Source organism: Coleofasciculus sp. H7-2 (assembly GCF_042747725.1).
Taxonomy (GTDB): domain Bacteria; phylum Cyanobacteriota; class Cyanobacteriia; order Cyanobacteriales; family FACHB-T130; genus FACHB-T130.
In genome coordinates, this window is sequence record NZ_JBHZGO010000073.1 from 59715 (window position 1) to 79039 (window position 19325).

18 protein-coding genes are annotated in these 19325 nt (G+C 47.7%); 7 read left to right on the top strand and 11 right to left on the bottom strand.

The features are described 5' to 3' along the window. Positions 1 to 179: 179 nt before the first annotated feature. Positions 180 to 569 (bottom strand): glycine cleavage system protein GcvH, encoded by a 390-nt coding sequence (gene gcvH / locus ACFW2W_RS14575; protein WP_378179243.1) that lies wholly within the window; start codon positions 567 to 569, stop codon positions 180 to 182. 84 nt (positions 570 to 653) lie between these two features. Between gcvH and ACFW2W_RS14580 the strand changes: the two genes are divergently transcribed. Then, positions 654 to 1496 (top strand): alpha/beta hydrolase, encoded by an 843-nt coding sequence (locus ACFW2W_RS14580; RefSeq protein WP_378179246.1) that lies wholly within the window; start codon positions 654 to 656, stop codon positions 1494 to 1496. Between the two features lie 54 nt (positions 1497 to 1550). Here ACFW2W_RS14580 and gcvT read toward each other — a convergent pair whose 3' ends face one another. The 3 genes from gcvT to ACFW2W_RS14595 form a co-directional block, all read right to left on the bottom strand. Further along, entirely contained in the window at positions 1551 to 2678 is a 1128-nt protein-coding gene (gene gcvT, locus ACFW2W_RS14585; RefSeq protein ID WP_378179496.1) for a glycine cleavage system aminomethyltransferase GcvT, read from the bottom strand. Between the two features lie 84 nt (positions 2679 to 2762). Continuing rightward, on the bottom strand, positions 2763 to 3056 hold the full coding sequence (locus ACFW2W_RS14590) for a hypothetical protein (protein ID WP_378179249.1): 294 nt from the start codon (positions 3054 to 3056) through the stop codon (positions 2763 to 2765). 230 nt (positions 3057 to 3286) lie between these two features. After that, positions 3287 to 3586 (bottom strand): WD40 repeat domain-containing protein, encoded by a 300-nt coding sequence (locus tag ACFW2W_RS14595; RefSeq protein WP_378179251.1) that lies wholly within the window; start codon positions 3584 to 3586, stop codon positions 3287 to 3289. Positions 3587 to 3795: 209 nt separating this feature from the next. Here ACFW2W_RS14595 and ACFW2W_RS14600 point away from each other — a divergent pair, with 209 nt between their 5' ends. From ACFW2W_RS14600 to ACFW2W_RS14610, 3 genes are all read left to right on the top strand, one after another. Continuing rightward, positions 3796 to 5895: a prolyl oligopeptidase family protein gene (locus ACFW2W_RS14600; RefSeq protein ID WP_378179254.1), complete on the top strand. Its 2100-nt coding sequence runs from the start codon at positions 3796 to 3798 to the stop codon at positions 5893 to 5895. A 149-nt stretch (positions 5896 to 6044) separates the two neighbouring features. After that, the gene (locus ACFW2W_RS14605; protein WP_378179498.1) at positions 6045 to 6461 is read left to right on the top strand and encodes an NUDIX hydrolase; all 417 of its coding nucleotides are present in this window, start codon (positions 6045 to 6047) and stop codon (positions 6459 to 6461) included. Between the two features lie 158 nt (positions 6462 to 6619). Then, positions 6620 to 7783, top strand: coding sequence for a phosphodiester glycosidase family protein (locus ACFW2W_RS14610; RefSeq protein ID WP_378179257.1), 1164 nt, complete (start codon positions 6620 to 6622; stop codon positions 7781 to 7783). A 220-nt stretch (positions 7784 to 8003) separates the two neighbouring features. On the opposite strand, the gene ACFW2W_RS14615 is transcribed toward ACFW2W_RS14610, so the two are convergent. The 3 genes from ACFW2W_RS14615 to ACFW2W_RS14625 all read right to left on the bottom strand — a co-directional run bounded on the left by ACFW2W_RS14615 (position 8004) and on the right by ACFW2W_RS14625 (position 10645). Next, positions 8004 to 9101, bottom strand: coding sequence for an NAD(P)/FAD-dependent oxidoreductase (locus tag ACFW2W_RS14615; RefSeq protein WP_378179261.1), 1098 nt, complete (start codon positions 9099 to 9101; stop codon positions 8004 to 8006). A 142-nt stretch (positions 9102 to 9243) separates the two neighbouring features. Further along, the gene (gene psbQ, locus ACFW2W_RS14620; protein ID WP_378179265.1) at positions 9244 to 9714 is read right to left on the bottom strand and encodes a photosystem II protein PsbQ; all 471 of its coding nucleotides are present in this window, start codon (positions 9712 to 9714) and stop codon (positions 9244 to 9246) included. Positions 9715 to 9793: 79 nt separating this feature from the next. Further along, a complete protein-coding gene (locus ACFW2W_RS14625) occupies positions 9794 to 10645 on the bottom strand; it encodes an alpha/beta fold hydrolase (RefSeq protein ID WP_378179268.1) in 852 nt (283 codons plus the stop codon). Between the two features lie 439 nt (positions 10646 to 11084). Between ACFW2W_RS14625 and ACFW2W_RS14630 the strand changes: the two genes are divergently transcribed. After that, entirely contained in the window at positions 11085 to 11516 is a 432-nt protein-coding gene (locus ACFW2W_RS14630) for a hypothetical protein (RefSeq protein WP_378179271.1), read from the top strand. Between the two features lie 125 nt (positions 11517 to 11641). Here ACFW2W_RS14630 and ACFW2W_RS14635 read toward each other — a convergent pair whose 3' ends face one another. Next, positions 11642 to 12154: a hypothetical protein gene (locus ACFW2W_RS14635; protein ID WP_378179274.1), complete on the bottom strand. Its 513-nt coding sequence runs from the start codon at positions 12152 to 12154 to the stop codon at positions 11642 to 11644. A gap of 455 nt (positions 12155 to 12609) precedes the next feature. After that, a complete protein-coding gene (locus ACFW2W_RS14640) occupies positions 12610 to 13026 on the bottom strand; it encodes a thiol-disulfide oxidoreductase DCC family protein (protein WP_378179276.1) in 417 nt (138 codons plus the stop codon). Between the two features lie 99 nt (positions 13027 to 13125). Here ACFW2W_RS14640 and ACFW2W_RS14645 point away from each other — a divergent pair, with 99 nt between their 5' ends. Beyond that, positions 13126 to 13839 (top strand): hypothetical protein, encoded by a 714-nt coding sequence (locus ACFW2W_RS14645; RefSeq protein ID WP_378179279.1) that lies wholly within the window; start codon positions 13126 to 13128, stop codon positions 13837 to 13839. 253 nt (positions 13840 to 14092) lie between these two features. After that, positions 14093 to 15781: a potassium channel family protein gene (locus ACFW2W_RS14650; protein ID WP_378179281.1), complete on the top strand. Its 1689-nt coding sequence runs from the start codon at positions 14093 to 14095 to the stop codon at positions 15779 to 15781. A gap of 58 nt (positions 15782 to 15839) precedes the next feature. On the opposite strand, the gene ACFW2W_RS14655 is transcribed toward ACFW2W_RS14650, so the two are convergent. Beyond that, positions 15840 to 16949 carry a hypothetical protein gene (locus ACFW2W_RS14655; RefSeq protein WP_378179284.1) on the bottom strand — a complete coding sequence of 370 codons (1110 nt, stop codon included), beginning with the start codon at positions 16947 to 16949 and terminating at the stop codon, positions 15840 to 15842. Positions 16950 to 17121: 172 nt separating this feature from the next. Beyond that, positions 17122 to 19119 (bottom strand): iron uptake porin, encoded by a 1998-nt coding sequence (locus ACFW2W_RS14660; protein WP_378179286.1) that lies wholly within the window; start codon positions 19117 to 19119, stop codon positions 17122 to 17124. Positions 19120 to 19325 lie beyond the last annotated feature (206 nt).

Here is a 19325-nt window from a genome sequence, read left to right on the forward strand (position 1 = left end):
GGTCAGGAGCTGTAAAAACACCGATTTGCCGCGTCTCGAAGTTACCGCAATTTTAGATTTTAGATTTTGGAAGGAATTGCCAATTGAAGAAAGCCCGCTTCCCTAGAAAGGCAAATCCCCCATTGTCGGAGGCGGAGAAACTCCGACCTCCGCAAAATCTAAAATCCAAAATTCAAAATCTACTCTCCTTCCACCTGCGATCGATACTCATCCGCCGATAAAGCCTCATCCAGCTCATCAGGGTCGTTAATCCGAAGTTTCAAAAACCATCCTTCGCCGTAAGGATCTTCCGCCACATTTTCCGGAGCTTCCAAGATGGCAGTATTGCGTTCTATAACTGTCCCGCTGACCGGGGCATACATATCTTCAACGGCTTTCACCGATTCAATTGTCCCAAAACTCTCTCCCTTTGATAGGGCGTCGCCGATTTCTGGCAAATCCAGAAATACAATATCGCCCAGCTGATCGATGGCAAAGGCGCTGATGCCAATTGTGGCAATCTCACCCTCCAGTCGCACATACTCGTGAGAGTCCAGATATTTTAGGTCTTCAGGATATTCCAGAGCCATTGCACTTCCTTCCTCAAATACGCGCTTAAATAACTTTTACCAGCCATTAAGTTTACAGCTTCAAACCCGAATATCAGAAATATTATGGATAAAAAAAAGCTAAAACGCCTGCTTTTTGGTGAATTTTCTGTTAAAAGACTTATGCGCTCCGCAATCTTCATCTACGCTTTTCTTTGCTTCTATGCCTATTTCTTTTCCGATAGGATGATTTTTTTGCCCCAGCCGTCCAGTTATCAGGATAGTAGCGAGATTCTTAAGCTAACCACAGCGGATGGCGTGCAAATCTCGGCAGCTTATCTGCCTAATCCCAATGCCACTTACACAATTTTATACAGTCACGGTAACGCTGAAGACTTATTAGATGTGCTGTCGGTGCGTCAAGGTTTGCGGAACTTGGGCTTTGCTGTCTTCGCCTACGATTATCGCGGTTATGGAACCAGTCAGGGAACGCCTACCGAGGGCAATTCTTATCGGGATATTGACGCTGCCTATACTTATCTGACTCAGCAGCTGGGTGTGCCACCGAATCAAATTATTGCCTATGGGCGTTCGGTGGGAAGTGGGCCAGCAGTGGATTTGGCTTCTCGTCAACCGCTGGCGGGTTTAATTGTGGAAAGTGCGTTTATTACGGCGTTTCGAGTGCTGACGCGCATCCCGATTGTGCCGTTTGATAAGTTCCGCAATCTCGACAAGATTAAACAGGTGCGTTGCCCAGTCTTGGTAATGCACGGAAGGGCGGATGAAGTGATTCCCTTTTGGCATGGGGAGCAACTTTTTGCTGCTGCCAACGAACCGAAGCGCTTTTTGTGGGTGGATGGGGCAGGTCACAATGACTTTAGCTGGATTGCGGCACAGCAGTCTGAGAAAGCCCTGCGGGAGTTTGCCCAGTTGGTGGAGCAGTTTCAGAGCAATCTGCCCACAGGCTGAAGCCTGGGGCTAGGCAAAAGCCTGCATAGATAGGCTTGACTGAAGGAGCGATCGCTACTTGCTAGGAAGACGACTGGGGGAGCGATAAAAAGGTTTTTTAACCACAACTGCTGGATAAGCTTTGCCCCGAATTTCTACCTCCAATTCCTGACCAATCTGAGCCAGATTCGGAGGAACATAAGCCAGAGCAATCGGTTGCCCTACAGTAGGAGCCAAGGTGCCACTGGTAACGACGCCCACGGCTTCACCTTTAGCTAGCACTGGGTAGCCATGACGCGCAATATAACGCCCCTGCATTTGCAACCCTACTAAGCGTCGTTCTACGCCATTTGCCTTCTGTTTTTCCAAGACTGGACGCCCGATAAAATCGTCTTTGGTATCCAGATGAACCAGCCAACCCAATCCAGCTTCTAAAGGGGTGGTGCTTTCGTCCATATCTTGCCCGTAGAGGCACATTGCCGCTTCTAGGCGCAGGGTGTCTCTGGCACCGAGTCCGCAGGGTACGACACCAGCAGTGGCGAGACTGCGCCACAATTCTACCCCCACTTCTGGGTCTACCATTACTTCAAATCCATCCTCTCCGGTGTATCCAGTCCGGGCGATGAAAGCTGGTTCACTCAAGACGGTTGCTTCCAAATGTCCAAATGCCTTGATCGGCGTCAAGTCTTGTTTGACAAATTGCTGAAGATATGCCAGTGCTTGCGGCCCCTGAACGGCAATCAAAACTTTTGCCTGGGAGAGATCCTCGAAGTCAATTTGAGTAGATTCCAGTTGGGCAAATAGCCATGCTTTGTCTCTGGATCGAGTGGCGGCGTTGACAATCATCGCTCCCCGCTGTTCGCCGTCTGCATCTTCGCCTTGATAATAGAAGATAATATCGTCCAAAATGCCGCCTTGAGAATTCAGCAGGACGGTATACTGAGATTCACCGGCTTTCAGGCAGCTCAAATCTGAGGGAACTAGAGGCTGTAAGTGCGAAATCAGCTGTTTCCCCTTGAAGGTAAATTTCCCCATGTGGGAGATGTCGAACATTCCCGCTGTGGTGCGGACTGCCTGGTGTTCTTGTCCAATGCTGGTGTATTGTACGGGCATTTCCCAGCCGGAAAAGGCAGTCAATCGGGCTTTTTGTTCGAGGGCAAGTTGATACAGGGGAGTACGGGCAAGCGCGATAGCCTTCGGCATGGCTTCGCTTACCGCTGTCTCTGGATGCAATTCTTCAGACTTAGCCACAGATAGTCATTCCGTCGCAGGTGGATATCTTTTATCCTACGGGATGCTTCTTGCTTGAGCAGTATAAAACAGCCAAAGCGCGATCGCGCGGTGGATGTGGTGAAGGCGATCGCCCCTACATAGAATCAGAGCAAAGCGTGCATCGTGTCCTTGCCCAAAATGAATCAGATATGCACTTGAATTGCCTTGGGTTAGATTGATGCCATTCATCAACTTAACTTGGTGATATGCCTGCTGCCAAAACAACTTGCTTGTCAGCGGAATAATCGTTGAATCAATTGGCATTAACCAGAAGCGCTGTCGCTGGGTTACGTCGCTTAAGTCACTCAATTAATTCAACTGCGATAAAAATGCTGGTCTTGTCGAGTTTTACAGGCTTTAGAAAAGGTAGAGATGTCAACTGGAATCCCCGCATGATTCAGCCGATAAAACAGGTCTCTCATGCTCGTCAAACTTTTATCTAAGACAAAGGTAAACCAGATATCAAAGAACAATCGAGAGTGCAGAACTGGGTAGTTATGTGAAGAAAGTTGTCTCAGTACAGAATTGCCAGAGGTATCCTACACCCGCGCGGTGCCGTCAGTTCCGGCGGTGACAATCCGCTTGCCATCGGGGCTAAAACTGGCGCTGTTGACACTCCCAGAATGCCCAGTCAGTTGAGCTGATTGGGCGATGTAATCAATAAAGTTGCCTGACGCAGTAGGGTTAGCGGCGGGATTTTGGTCTAATTTCTGGTTGTTGGGAGTTTGCGCGATCGCATGATTGTGTAGCCAATATTGCGGGAAAATAGACAGGCAAGGGGTTGAGACACCGAAGGCGAACCAGGGGAGAAAAAATAGACCAATTCTTTGGAGACGCATCAAGGTTGATTGGGGAAGGCGCGGCGATTATCTACTGGAAACATATCTCTCACAATTTGGCACTTATGTAATTCGATCTTTAGTTTTTTGCCAGAAACTGGGTGTCTCAAAGAATTGCCCCTGCAAACTGGACTCTTGAAGGAAGCGATCGCCCTCTTCTCAACCAAATCTGGCGCTAGACTGGACAGTGTTGCCAAGAGTCCAACCCTATGCAGTATCCAGATAAACCTCTCACTTATCCAACTAGCCAAAAAGTCGATCGAGTTGATGACTATCACGGGACAAAGGTATCCGATCCTTACCGTTGGCTAGAAGATCCGGACTCGGATGAAACCAAGACTTGGGTTGAGGCTCAAAATCAAGTTACTTTTAGCTATTTAAATGAAATTCCGGTTCGGGAACAAATTAAGCAACGCTTAACCCAACTGTGGGACTATGAAAAATACAGCCTTCCGTTTAAAGAAGGCGATCGCGCACTTCGCTATTTCTATTTCAAAAACGACGGCTTGCAAAACCAGAGCGTTCTCTATACATTAACGTCCCTGGATGCCGAACCAAAAGTTTTGCTAGATCCCAATAAACTTTCAGAAGATGGCACCATTGCTCTGTCGGGTATTGCTATCAGCGAAGATGGGAATTTGATGGCGTATGGTTTATCCACTTCTGGTTCAGACTGGCAAGAATGGAAGGTACGCGATGTTGAGACAGGCGAAGACCTTTCGGATCATCTCAAGTGGATTAAATTCTCTAGCGCCTCTTGGACTAAAGACAACCAAGGTTTTTTCTATAGCCGCTACGATGAACCGAACGAAACAACCAAATTAGAAGACATTAATTACTGTCAAAAACTCTTTTACCACCAACTAGGTAAGCCACAATCTGAGGATGTCCTAATCTATCATCGCCCCGACCAAAAAGAATGGGGTTTCAGCGGTGGCGTCACCGAGGATGGACATTACCTAATTATCAGCGTGTGGCGAGGAAGCGATCCTAAGAATTTGGTCTTTTATCAGGATTTGACAAATCCTGAGGCGTCCGTGATTGAACTAATTAGCGAGTTTGAGGCTAGCTATAGTTTTATCGACAATGATGGCTCAATCTTCTGGTTTCGCACTGACTTAGATGCGCCTCGCGGACGCGCGATCGCAATTGATACCTGCAATCTCTCCTCGTCTCCAGTAAGTAAGGAGGGATGGCAAGAAATCATCCCACAGACAGAAGAAGTCCTCGAAGGCGTGGGCATCCTCAATAATCAGTTTGTGACTGAATATCTAAAAGACGCCCGGACTCAGATTAAAATCTTTGAGCTAAACGGTTCCTTTGTGCGGGAAGTCGAGTTACCGGGAATTGGTTCGGCTGGAGGTTTTGGTGGTAAGCGCTATGACACGGAAACCTTCTACAGCTTCACCAGTTTCACGACACCTGCCACTATTTACCGCTACGACATGGTCAGTGGTGAAAGTACAATTTTTCGTCAGCCGAAAGTTGATTTCAACCCCGCCGATTATAAGACAAAGCAGATATTTTATCGCAGCAAAGATGGCACCCATCTGCCCATGTTTATCACCTACAAAAAAGGGCTGCAACTAGATGGAACTAACCCCACTTATCTCTATGGCTACGGTGGTTTTAACGTCTCCCTGACGCCTAGTTTCTCGGTTGGCAGTCTGGTGTGGATGGAGATGGGTGGCGTCTATGCCGTCCCCAATTTGCGCGGCGGCGGCGAGTACGGTGAGGAGTGGCACCAGGCAGGAACGAAGCTGAATAAGCAAAATGTCTTTGATGATTTCATGGCGGCGGCGGAGTGGCTGATTGCCAACGGCTACACAACCCCAGCAAAACTTGCTATCGGCGGCGGCAGTAATGGGGGATTGTTGGTGGGTGCGTGTATGACTCAGCGCCCGGATTTATTCGGTGCGGCGCTGCCAGCGGTGGGAGTTATGGATATGCTGCGCTTCCATAAATTCACGATTGGCTGGGCTTGGACTTCCGATTATGGTTCTCCGGAAAACCCGGAGGAGTTCAAAGCGCTTTATGCCTATTCGCCGCTGCACAATCTCAAACCTGGGACATCTTATCCAGCCACGATGATTACAACAGCGGATCATGACGATCGGGTGGTGCCTGCCCACAGTTTCAAGTTTGCTGCCGCTTTGCAAGCAGCTCATGCGGGTGTTGCACCCGTATTAATTAGAATTGAGACTAAAGCGGGACATGGGGCTGGGAAGCCAACGACTAAAATTATTGAGGAAGTTGCGGATCGGTGGGCTTTCTTGGTGCGGGTGCTGGTGCGGGAAGTGTTTGCGTAACGGCGCGGATGAGCGATCGCGATCGCTCTACTCGAATCGATTGCTATCTCACCCAATCATCAGTCTTTATCTGTCCGATTTGAAGAGCAAATCCAAGGAGCAACCCCCTATCAAACATCACCAAAAAATATAAGTTCCATGAATCTAAAATCAGCCCAGCGTTATCAGCAATCATCCCCTATCGCATCAAAGACGGAAAAATCGAAGTTTTGTTGATCACTTCCTCGACAGGCAAACGCTGGGTGATTCCTAAAGGAATGATTGAGCCGTTTATGACTCCACAAGCTTCGGCAGCCAAGGAAGCCTGGGAAGAGGCGGGGATAGTCGGTCAGGTGCTGCCGACTTCGGTGGGGACTTACGAGTATCAAAAATGGGGGGGCACCTGCCGGGTTGAAGTATTTTTGATGCAGGTAGAAACAGTGCTGGAAGTTTGGCCCGAAGCTAGCGTTAGAAAGCGACAGTGGGTTAGCGTGAAACAAGCGGTTAAGCGCATTGAGGAAGCCGAACTCAAACGCATTTTGATCATCCCCGATACCTTCTTAACTCTACAATCGCCTCTCGAATAGCTTGAATGGTTTACGGGGCTAGGAGTGGAGGTATTTTTCAGGAATTTTTGACAATCGTTGCTTCTGCTAAAACTTAGTAGAGTCGCTCTTGTTTATGGACGCGATCGCTCTACTCTTATCGCTCAATATTCAGTAGCTAGACGAGAAATAAGCGAAGTATGCCAGATCGAAAACAACCCAATGGCTGCCGTAAAATGCTGCGGCGTACTTTTCTATTTCTAGTAGGTCTAGCACTTGCTCAAATATTAACCGAATTCTTCTCAATTCCCCAAAACCGCTCCAATTTTGCCAATCTTGTTCGTCAATTATGGGAAAAAGCGATCGCTTTATGGGAGTCTCAAAACAGGGTCGCTCAAAAACCTTTACCCAGTAGTACGCCAACACCGATAAGCAGCGTCTCTCCTCAGCCTTTGCCTTCGCCAACACCACAAACCAGCACCATTCCTGAGTCTTTACCGACGCCAACGCCGCAAACCCGCGCCACTCCTAAACCACCTCAGCCGTCTTCTAAACCCAAAGTGAAGAGTCCCGCTGTTGTCAAAGGAAAACCCGTACAAGTTACCCAAAAAACAGTGGCTGGGGTGTCTTTTTATCAAACCACAATTGACCTCTCCGACCCCGAAACTTTCATCACTCTGGGATTAGCAAATAATGCGACTTATGCCAACGGGCCAACGGTGAGCAACGGCGATGAACCTTTTGCTAAGCTGGTAGCGCGTCAGAAGGCTGCTGTGGTAGCCAATGGCACCTTTTTTGACAAAAGTAACAAGAAGTGGGTGATGGGTAACATGGTGGCTGCTGGCAGATTTCTTAAATACAGCCGCTGGGAAAACTATGGTACTACCTTGGGGATTAAAGCAGGTAATCAATTAGAAATGATTACCGCACGAACCGAAGGACAGCCGAATTGGGATCAACACTGGTTTTCAATTACTTGCGGGCCAAGACTTATTAAACAAGGAAAAATTTCTATCTCGCCGCAATTAGAAGGCTTCGCAGATCCTCATGTTCTCGGTGTAGGATATCGCACTGCGATTGGGTTTCCAGCGAATCGAAAACAATTATTTTTAATTTCTTTTCTCGCTAGTCTATCTTTGCAACAAGAAGCCAACATTATGAAAGCGATTGGCTGTATTGAAGCAATGAATTTGGATGGAGGTGCTTCAGAAGCTTTAGCCCATAATGGAAGAATTTTGCTTCCCGCAGGACGGAACCTGACGAATGTAATTGTTGTTTATGACACTAATTATCCCGCTCCTTCAGCTTTGAAAACATCTTGGCAACGCTTTCAAGCAGGCGATCGCCCCTCGATTCCTCTATAAGCTTCCTCTTGACGGATATATCTCAATGTTTGTAAAAAGCCTGCATCCTAAAGGGTGGGATCGTTACGGTTCAGTTAACAATAATTGTAGGTTGGGTTGAGGAACGAAACCCAACAATTGCTATGTTTTGTTGGGTTTCGTTCCTCAACCCAACCTACCTTAACTAAAAATAATTTAATTATTTTAAGTAAAATAAGCATTTAAATAAAAAAATTAACGATTATTTATCTTGATTGAGCGATCGCGCAATCAGTTCCCGAATCGCTTGGGCGGTGGCGGGTGCAAGTAAAACGCCGTTGCGATAATGACCTGTGGCGAGGAGAACATTGCTGTAACCGGGCAGAAGACCGATAACGGGGGCGGGGCGTCCTTCGGGGCGGGGACGCAATCCCGACCAAGTTTTAAGGATTGTGGCTTCCTCTAGGCTTGGACAAAACGCGATCGCTTGCGCCATGACTGCATCCAGATGGGCGGCATCTGCCACTATCTCATCCCCATTGCTGGGAAACTCCACCGTCGCGCCGACCCAGTATTCTGTGTCAGTTACGGGCACAATGTGGACATCATTGCCCGTAATTGTCGGCTGGAAATCTGCACGCCCCATTGGCTGCGCTAGCCGCAAGTGCAACGCTTGTCCCAATACCGGGCGAATATCAATCGGTTGTTTTAAAGATGCTGTGAGTGGGGTGGAACCCAGCCCAGCTGCCACAATTAACCAATCAACATCAATTTGCCCCGCTGTTGTTTGAATGTGGCGAATGCCCGAATTTGTTGCTTCATCTTCTAAGACGGTAACGCCAAATTTGAAGGTAACGCCGTTGCGTTGGGCAGCATCAACTAAAGCTAAAGTCAGAGCAACCGGGTCGAGTTGCCGATCTTGGGGAGAATAGATAGCGCCGATCGTCTCATGACTCAACTGAGGACAGCGAGACTTAAGTTGGGCGGCGTCCCAAATTTCTAGATGCCAGCCTTGAGATTGGCGAATTTCTACCAGTTTTTCCCAACGAGATAAATCTTCACCAGCAAAGCAGAGCATAAGAATTCCCTGCCGGTTGAAGGGGATCTGACGCTCTAAAAGCGCTTCTAGCTCTGGAATTAGGGTTTCATAGCGCTGGATGCTAGTCTGCCGCATTTTCCAGGCATTGCCCTTGATTTTGTGACTGATGACGCCCATTAAGACGCCCAATGCAGCGCCAGTGGCGGCTTGTGCGGGTGGTTGCTTGTCCAAGACTGTAATCGTTAGCCCTGGAATTAGACTGAGTTCATAAGCGATCGCCGCCCCAACAACACCGCATCCAATAATTACAACCTGACTCATCACAGAGCGCATGAGAAATGGTCATCGGTAATGGGTAATCGGTAATTATGATTAGTCCTGAATTCTTAGCCAGTAGCAACGAACTAATGACAAATGACCAAGGACTAATGACTTTTTTCCCAATTACCCATTACCCAATTGGCTATGCCTTCGGAATCAAGTTCAAGAAGGCGTCGAACTCTTGCAATACAGAGCGGAAGTTAGTCACCGCTTGCTGATAATCCGCGTCTTTAGCAGCCTGATCGATCCTGACCAGATCGTTGAATAAATCTTTTGCTGCTTCACGCGCTGCTTGTTTGTCCTGGGGAGCCAAGTTGTCAACCACACGGTTCATATTCCGTCGCAAATCTCCCATTGGTCCGTGCATAAATGTACCCACATCTACCCACTGCCGTTGTTGGATTATGGTTTGCAATTGATTGATGCGATCGCGCTGTTCTTGAATTGCCGGAAGCGATCGCCCAATCTCCTCAATCTGAGCCGCCGTGTAGCTAGGAGCCGATTTTGTTGCTGCAGTCCCACTACCGCAACTAATCGTAAATGTCGCTACCACTGCCAAAATTAAACCCAAAATAGACCGATAACGTGCCATCATCCTTTTTTTTGAAACCATGAATCAAATTTCCCCTGTCATTTTAGAGAAAAATGGGGAAAGCGCGAGAAGGAAAGAGAAAAAGAGATGATATTACCCATTACCCAATTGCCTGACGACGCAGAAAGCCTTGAATCGCATCGCTGACCTTGTCCGACCAATGGTCTTGAGGATAATGCCCGACTTCTTCCATCTTCATGATTTCTGCCTTCTGGATGGAACTAGCCAGCTGTTGCGCTTGAGTGAAGGGAAGCCAAGGGTCTTTCATCCCCCAGGCAATTAAAGTTGGCTGCGTCCAGCTACGAAAACCGGATTCTATTTCTGCCATAGACTGCTGAAGTTGGAGATTCCGCACGGTAAATAGGAGACTTCGCCCCGCATCCGAACTTTTGAGGTAGGGACGGCGGTAAATGTCTAAATCCTTCTCTGAGATCACGTAACGGCTACCACCTTCTAAGGTTCTGTCCACTAACAGCGGGTCTTGCGTTATCATATCGCCGACAAAAGGCAGACCCAGTTGTTGAATCTTCCAAGGCAGCTTGGCAGTCGTTGACACAGGTGTATTGAGGATAACCAAGCGCTCGATTTGGTCTGGATGACGCAGCGCATACTGAAGTCCCACAGACCCCAAAAATCCCTGAACTACCAGATAGAATCGCTCGATTTCCAGGTGTTGGATGAATTCTGCTAGCGCGTTAATGAAGGTATCGGGTGTATAAGCAAAGTCTCGTCGGTCTGGTTTCGCCGAGAAGCCAAAACCAATCCAGTCAGGCGCGATCGCTCTATACCCTTTCTCTGCTAATGCGGGCATTACCGCACTCCAGCTGTAACTCTGCGACGGCAACCCGTGCAGCAGCAAAACTGGCAGTTTATCAGTCCTACCAATCGGATTCTCTTCTCGGTAAAACCATTCCAAGGAACCGATTTTGATTAATTGCTCATTGGTTGACACTATCTTTGCCTGCACATCTCCCGGTTGGAAAGAGCTTACCGCAAAAGCGGGAATCTCCGGCAAACCAAGTCAACTTTTAATTTTACTATTCTGGTTAAAATTGCATCTAAGATTCCGCTGCTGAAATATTAAAAGTTAAATGATTTTTTGATAACTTGGCATTTTTTTATGGTATAGTTATTATTAGTTTAAATTTATTTTCAATGCTCATTCTTTATAATGAAAATCTGAGCGAAACTTTGAAAAATGGACAGATTTCCATTCTCTAAGTATACCTTAAAAAAAGACAATTGTATAGTATCCAGCTTTACCATTCTTATCGCGTCACCGAATAAACTTAAAAAAGGATGCTCAACCAAGTTGCGAAGTGGAGAACATCCTGTTATATTTAAACGCCAAAACAACTGAAAAAGCGCAAGTTTAGGGGAACCCAAACGAAGTGAATGCAGCTGAACAGGCCACAAACATACAAGTCGCTAGTAAGATTGCTGCTATTGTCAATCTCTTCAAATCTGAGTTTTCTGATGCAAAGGCAGATTTAAAACCTTGGGCAAATGACCCGGATACTAGAGAGTTAGTCGATCCCGATTCAATTGATATCGGCTTCCATTTTCCTGGCAGAAGTCGCTTATTTCAAAGCCGCAGCATCTTGGTGCAGATTCGGTTTTACGAAGACCCCGTGACAGGTATTCGCCGCGCTATCGGTGTCGAAGCAGCGGGTTTTGACCATAAAGGCAAACAGTGGCTTCTATCGACCGTTGAAGAGTGGCAGTTTGTAGGGGAATCACAGCCAGCGGCTGAAGTGAGGGAAAAGCTGAAGCACTTTTGTCGGCAAATATTTGAACTGTTCAACAGCGAAGAAATCGCTTAAACCGAATTAGGTGATACCCGTTGCCAAGTCTTTGGAAACCCCATCCCAACCGTCCTGAATAAAAATTTATTCCCGATCTTCCCTCGCAAAAGCGGGGGATACGGGAAGAGAGAAATTTTAGCTAATTACTCGACGACTTGGGTTGTCTGAGCAATAATTACCGGCTTGCCTTCAAATTCGGCTTCCATTTTCTTCTTGACATTCAAATCGTTGGTGAAGTTATAATCTTTCTCAAAATCAGCCAGGACGAACTTACGAACTTGCCCTGTCACCGTAACATTCTTGCCTTCAGTGATAGGAACTGCGGCAGGAACTGCATTCAAAACCAACACTTTTTCGCCACTGAATATTTTTTCGTCTTCTAACCGAAACGCTTTGGGACCAACAATTTCTTCAACTTTGCCACTTACCGTCACAGTCTGACCGATCAGTTGATCCGTGTTTTGAGCAACTTTTTCAACGGCTGTGGTAGGTTCAGGGGCAGCCGCTTCTTTCTCGACAGTTACGCAAGCAGGAACAAGCATGACAAGCAGCGAAGCTGCGATCGCGCCGCCACTGTTCCACAACCCTTGGGAAAATCTCTTCGTTATGACTTGCTTTCTATCGGCAACCCGGTTATTCGTAAATCTATTGTTCATCGCCAAAATCTCCTCGCATCTACTCGCAGCTAGTCGCTACAGCAGTAGATAACCCCCCGATATAACTCGATCTGGACTTACGCAAATATCACCACATCTGCCACCGCAACCCCCTGGGGATTGCCTCTACAAAAGGCTATATGTATAAGCTTTGCGTAAGTCCTGTTGATAAAGTTTTTCCCACTGTTTTTAAATGACCGCCCCAAGGCAGCAATTGTAAAGCCACGTCACCAGCTTTTAATCGGCGACTTGTCGCAATGGGACAGCAACTGCTAACAATTATTTTAAAAGCGAAAACTACTGCTTAGCGTCTACCTGGAGAAGGAAAACTTTGAAGCGAGCATCCCAATTCTGTATGGGAGAAGCATTCGGATAGATAAATTATCTTTTCACAGCAGTAATTTAATGCCCGAATGCTTCGCCCCTACTTTTCCACCTAATGTTTTTGTGGTTTCTTACTCCGTCACACATCCTGTGGAACAAAAACTAACTGGGTAACTAGATTGATAAGTAGAAGAACGCTTGCCAAAGATGGTGTAACGGTTATCGCGGATTTGTTCGTAAGTGCGATCGCCCATCCACTTCACTCCCGGTAAAGTTCGATATGCATCCACAAATACGCTGCCCATTGGCAACAATCGCCCAATTTCTTCTGCCGCATCACTTCCCTGCCACCGTCTCCCAGGCGTATCGGCATCAATCAAAATCATCCCCATTTCACAATCTTGGGATGTAATTCCAAAGTGGTTGAGGGCTTCTGGATCTTGCATCGGGATGTACTGAAACATCTGCCCCTTATCTAAACCTTCCAGCAGTTGCACGAGGGTGACGCAGAGATTGCAGTTGCCGTCATAAATTACGTGGTAAGTCATTGAGCTAACATATTTTTTTAGAATTAATTTGAAACGGATTTTCGACTCATACACCCAGGCTGTAGAGTAAATTTAACTTCAATAACTCAACATCTGAATATGGAAGATACACCCTTTGATATCCATCAACTTGACGATCTCGACTACGACGCAGCAGAGCCAATTCTGGATGATTACCAGGATACCCTAATCAACCTGTTTGCTAATTCTCCCGAAGGGCAGACCTATCTTGAAACTAACCCAGAAATGGGAGCTTGGATAGCACAACTTATTTACTACGGCTACTGCTACGAAAGCTTCACCCTGCCCAAGATGACCAAGAATGATGTCAAAACCGTTGTAGAAGGTCTGTTCCCCAGAAAAGTTTCCCTCCTCTCCCCGGAAGAAGCTGATGATGCAATTCCAGAACTAATGGCGTTTTGGCAATTTCTGAAGCGCGAATTTAAACTCAGCAATGCAGGCTCAATCTTGACCTATCTGCGCCAAATTCAACCCAAATTCAAGAACATCATGAATGACTCCTCCAGATTTGGTCTGGCAAAGTCATTCTTTGCGATGGGTCAACAAGCAGGCTTTGATATGACGACTCCAGAAGGATTAGAAAAATTCCAGCAGTTCTATAATGCCAACATTGCCCCTAAAATTGCGGCTCAAAACTCTGAATCTTTTGGAATGTTCGGTGGACTACTAGATTCTTTAGCAGCTGAGGCTGGTGCAAGCAAAGCCACAAGCTCTAAAGTTCCCAAGGAAAAGCAGAAAAAGACACGCAGCACCAAGCAATCCCGCACGCGCAACAGCGCAAAAAAGAAGTGAGTTTGACATCTTGCATCATTCTCAATTAGCCTCAAAACCCGCCAAGAAATAGATTTTTTGGCGGATTATTGTAACTGGTGCAAAATCTAAAGGATTTCAAAGCGCGATCGCCTGCGTGGTGTACTCAGCGCATTGCTTGTCGCGATCGCCTGAAGGCAAGCAATGCCTTAGCGGTGTATTCAGCTACAGTCCTTTGAGCAGAACTCAGTAAGAATATTCAATTGCACGAATATTTAGGCAGTGATTAGGCGGGATGAAACCCAAAATTATTGTCTGCGGCTTGGGTCTGACTGGGTATAAAATATTTTGCTTGCTAAGACAGCAGGGAGCGAGCGTGATTGGCATCCACGCCGAATCGATTCCTGATGAAGATTATGATGTCGTAATAGGAGAATTACGGGCAGCTTCTACCCTGAAAGCAGCGGGGATTCAGGAAGCCCAAACGTTAGTGCTGGCTGGGGAAGACGAGGCGCTGAACTTAGCGATTCTCACCCAAGCACGAATTCTCAATCCTCGGATTCGGATTATCAATCGGTTGTTTAATACTAGCTTGGGCGATCGCCTCAACCAGACGCTTGCAGATCACGTCACCATGAGCGTTGCTGCCCTAGCAGCACCCGTGTTTGCCTTTGCCGCCTTGGGAAGTCAAGCGATTGGGCAGTTGCGGCTGTTTAACCAAACTTGGCCCATCCACGAAGAATATATCGATGAAACGCATCCTTGGATCGGTTGCAAGTTAAGTGACTTGTGGGATGACCGTTCTCGGATGCTGATTTACTATTTGCCGGTAGACAGTCAGATGGATCTGATTTCTGCCGTAGTGTATGGGCAAAAGTTGCAAATAGGCGATCGCTTAATTGTTGGCACCCAACCCAGCGTCCGCACCTCCCGCAAACCCGCACTTCCAAAACTGCTCAAAGTCTTTACCAACCTACGACAGTTTCAGCAACACGGTCAACCGATAGCGGTTGTTACCCTTGTCCTCCTGATCACAGTTTTTATTGCCACGCTCACTTATGTTTGTGTCGATGCAAAAATTTCTGTAGTTGACTCCCTTTATTTTTCGGTTGGCATGATTACGGGTGCCGGTGGTAACGAGAAAGTCGCAGAACACGCACCCGACAGCATTAAAATCTTTACCGCAATGATGATGCTAGTCGGTGCTGGTGTAATTGGGATTTGCTATGCTCTCCTCAACGATTTTGTTTTAGGCACCCGGTTCAAACAATTTTGGGACGCCGCAAGGGTTCCAGCGCGAAATCACTACATTGTGTGCGGACTCGGTGGCATCGGGGTTCAAATCGTCAACCAACTCCATACCCACGGACATGAGGTAGTTGTCATCGAACGCGACGCCAACAATCGCTTTCTCAACACTGTCCGCGCTTTGAAAGTGCCAATAATTCAAGGAGATGCCAGTTTATCTGCCACCCTAAAAGCTGCCAATGTTGACAAGGCAGACGCCCTCTTAGCTGTCACCAGCGACGATATGGCGAATTTAGAGATTGCCCTCAGCGCCAAAGGGATTGCACCGAAGTTAGCCGTCGTAGTGCGTAATCAAGACCCCCAGTTTGCATCCCAAGCGCAAAAGGTGTTTGAATTTGATGCCGTGCTGAGTCCGACTGAATTAGCCGCACCTTCCTTCGCAGCAGCGGCTTTAGGAGGACGAATTTTAGGCAATGGAATAACTGGCGATAGTCTTTGGATTGCCTTAGCCACCATGATTACACCGGGGCATCCGTTTTGTGGCAAGCGCGTTCAAGAATCGGCAATGGATGCCGACTTTGTGCCTTTGTATATTGAAACCAACTGCCAAACGATTCACGGCTGGGATGTTTTGGAAACTTGCCTCAGTGCTGGCGATATTTTGTATTTGACGATGCCAGCAAATCGGCTAGAGCAATTGTGGCGCGTGACGCCTTCTCAACTTCTAGCTAGTTGATGAGTCTGTACTAGCTAGAAGCTTTGGTCAATAATGTTTTGACGCTTTGTAGGGACGGTTAATGCAGCAGCACTCGACTCCGAGGCCCAACGGGTTGCTCAGATGTCGTCAGCTCAATGGGGCAGCCTGCCGTCGGCTCGTTGGCAGAAGATGGGACACTTGTTGAGTTGCTGCCTTGCTTGGGCGTACAACTGGTTGCGGCTGTCGTGGAATCTAAGATCGCATGATTGACCGCAGTAGAGTCATTGCGGCTGAAGAGTGAGGGAGGCACATTTGTCCCGGATGGGGATGGGGTTCCTCCACTGGCTGGACTACCGCCACTGCTGATGGGTGCTGGGGCGGGTGTTGCGGAAGATGTGGGTGCTGGGACAGGTGTTGGGGCAGGCGCAGGTGTTGGGGCAGGCGCAGGCGCTGGCGCTGGTGCAGGGGCTGGTGCAGGGGCAGGGACAGGTGTTGGGGAAGGTGTTGGAGTAATCAAGACGGCATCCGCAGGCACTTTCACCTGTAATTTCACCGGCATACCACCGGCAGGGATAGTAAAGGTCGGAAGCGGTTTTGGCACGGTGGGGGGCAGACCATTGCCGAAATTGTATTCAGATCCAAAATCAAATACCGTGGGGCTAGTGCCTCCATTGGCAGCGCTATATCTAGGCCCTTGACCCCTAATTTCAAATACACCTTGATACTGTTGCCCGGTTTTGGGATCGGTGACAACGCCTTCCCAGTAACCTCTGGCGACAAATTCATCCTGAATTGTTCCAAATAAGGTGGTTCCTACTTGTCCGGTTTGGTTTTTGGGTTGAAGATTGCCGCTAGTCAGAACCGGAGAGGTAATGGTTCCATTCGTAGAGACAACGGGAATGCCGCGAAAGTCTACATACTGAGTGCCATCCGCTTTGGTTCCTACATAGCCAGGATTGGGTGCAGTGTACACGAGGACGCCGTTGCGGAAATATTGCCCTGCGGCATTGGTGTCAACTCTAGTTGTGCTTTGGTTAAAATTTGGGTTAGCGGGGGGAAGGGTAAAGGTACCCGTGACTGTGCCAGTACTGTTAATGGTTACTTGGGCAAAAGCACCATTCGCTCCCAAGCCAACGATCGTAGCGGTTAAACTACTGCTAATCAGTAAGCTCAAACTCAGGTGAGTTTTTGAAGATAGCGATCGCATAAATATTCTTTCCTATCAGTGTTAGCCAAAAAATAGAGCGATCGCATTGATGGCAAAGCAAAGCTTCCACCAATTTGTGCCTCACTCAATCACATATACTGGGGAAATTTGCCGAAACCGCAACGGGTTATTTCATTTATCAGAGCTTTTTCGCTTTTACTAGCTTTTGTCCTTAAAACCGGAAAGTTGCTCTCACCGTTCCCACTACTAACGTGTCATTTGCCGCATTATGGTCGGGGTTGAAAACCACCAACACCCCTGGAGTCAGGAAAATGTTATCCGTCAATCTGGCTCGATAAAACAGTTCTAGGTGCAAAGCAGTGTCACGACGCCCTCCCGGCGTTCCACTCAAATTGGTCAAAAAGTTGGGAAGATTGAAGCCATCCGGCAAGGTACTGGAAGTAATTTTCGGCGGCTGTCCAAACAAAATCCCCCCCAAATTTCCTCTCCCCAATAAGTCAGGAAACGCAGAAAATAACATCCAATTTGTAGTTTCCACAGAACCCGAAAGATTCACCGGATCTGAAGAAGTCCAGCCTCCCCAAGTTCCCAAAGTCAATCTAGGGTTAACGCGCCAAGCCAAAGTCGCTCCCACGGCGTGAGTATTAAAGGCAAAAGAAGTAGATGGCGAAATAATCGGTGCCAGGGGCGAGATTAATTGATTGTCGCCGGTGCCGATACCCAGCAAACCATCGGGAGAGTGAGAATAGATATAGTGCAACCCGATATCTAGATTATTCGTAGGTGCAATTGTTAACTGCACGCCTGCGCTGGTTCTACCACCGAATAATCCACCTTGGCTGCTATTAGTTGTAAAGCTAGGAAGTTCAGCACTATAGACGGCTTGTAAACTTAGGCGCTTGTTAATTTGCCAGTCAAATCCAATGCCGCCCGTACCGTTGCCAATTGACAGAATGGGGTTGCGCTGACCTAATAAGGAAATGGAACCATCTCCCGAACCTTCCAAAGGATTGATGCCGCGAAACGTATTAGCAGGGTTAACACCAGCCGCACCAACAATAATGCCAAAGTTATCCGTGACTGGAAACCGATAGGAAAGGTCGCTCAAAATCAGGTCGTTGTTGGTTTCTAACTCAGTCGATAACCGACCCATATTCGTGAAAACATAGGGTGCAGAAGAGGCGAGATTTCCACCCTGAAGACCCGTCAGCAGTAAATCCTGCCCTGTAAACGAGGTTGCCAGAGATACTTGAACGTTACTTGCCAGAGTCAACTGAGCCTCACCAGAACGTTCCGGCACCCCATCTCTGGGGAACAAATCTACATCCACTTGATTGCTTCCCTGCAAGCCAAAAATTGCTTGCCCAAATAGTCGAGTATTGGTAGAAAATTGCTGATTTTCGAGCTGTGCGGTGCGACTTTCTAAGTTATCGACTCGACCTTTAACTTCTGCTAGTTCGGCGGCATAATCTTGTTGAAGCCGTTGCAGGGTCGCCAAATCATCTTTAGGAATGCCTTGGAGTTGTGACAAAATTGCTTCCAGGGCAGCATTCAGGGCGGCGGCAAATTCGTAGCGACTGAGGGCACGGTTGCCGCGAAAGCTGCCATCCGGGTAGCCGGAGATGACTCCATACCGTTCTGTCAGGTTTTTTAGGGCTTGGTAACTCCAATCTGCGGGAGTAACATCTGTCAGTTGATCGACTGATGTCATTTGCGCCATTGGATCGTCTGATTCATCGCCGTCAGTCGTGTCTTCTAATACCAATTTACTGTTTTGCTGCCACCTATCAGATCCCCCGCCCCCCTGATTAAGGGGGGTTGGGGAGATCGTCTGTTGCACAGGATCGTTCGGCTGAGTTGTTGCGGGTATCTCTTGGGAGGCATTCGTAGAACTCATTTCCACCAACGAACCTCTCCCCCAACCCTTCTCCTGCAAGGAGAGGGGAGTAATATTCCCCCTTCCCTGGTAGGGAAGGGGGCGGGGGGTTAGGTTCTCCAATCGACTGGTTTGAGAAGTCAGGCGATTGGAGGTTGAGAATTCTGGCTGCGTGACTTCAACCGTGACGGCAGGCTGCAAAATGGGTTGAGGCTCAGTTGCATCGAGCGATCGCGATCGCTCGGATGGCTGAGGCATTGCTGCTGAGAGTGGCAAAGTTGAGTTTTTCCCAGCAGTTAACAGTCCGACAACTACCAGGCTGAAGTCGCTCATGAGATTCTAGTCATTCTGGATACATAGCCGTTACCTTTGACAAGCGAAATTACTAACTTCAGGAAATCAAGTAAAAAAAACGGCACCCCCGTCGGGAATGCCGTTGCGATATCAGCTTTTCGCGTCAAAAGTTACGCATTTAAGCGCTATCTTTCTTACATGGTGTGCTTTTAGCTCCCTTGTTCAAGGGGTTGGGAAATCAAAAA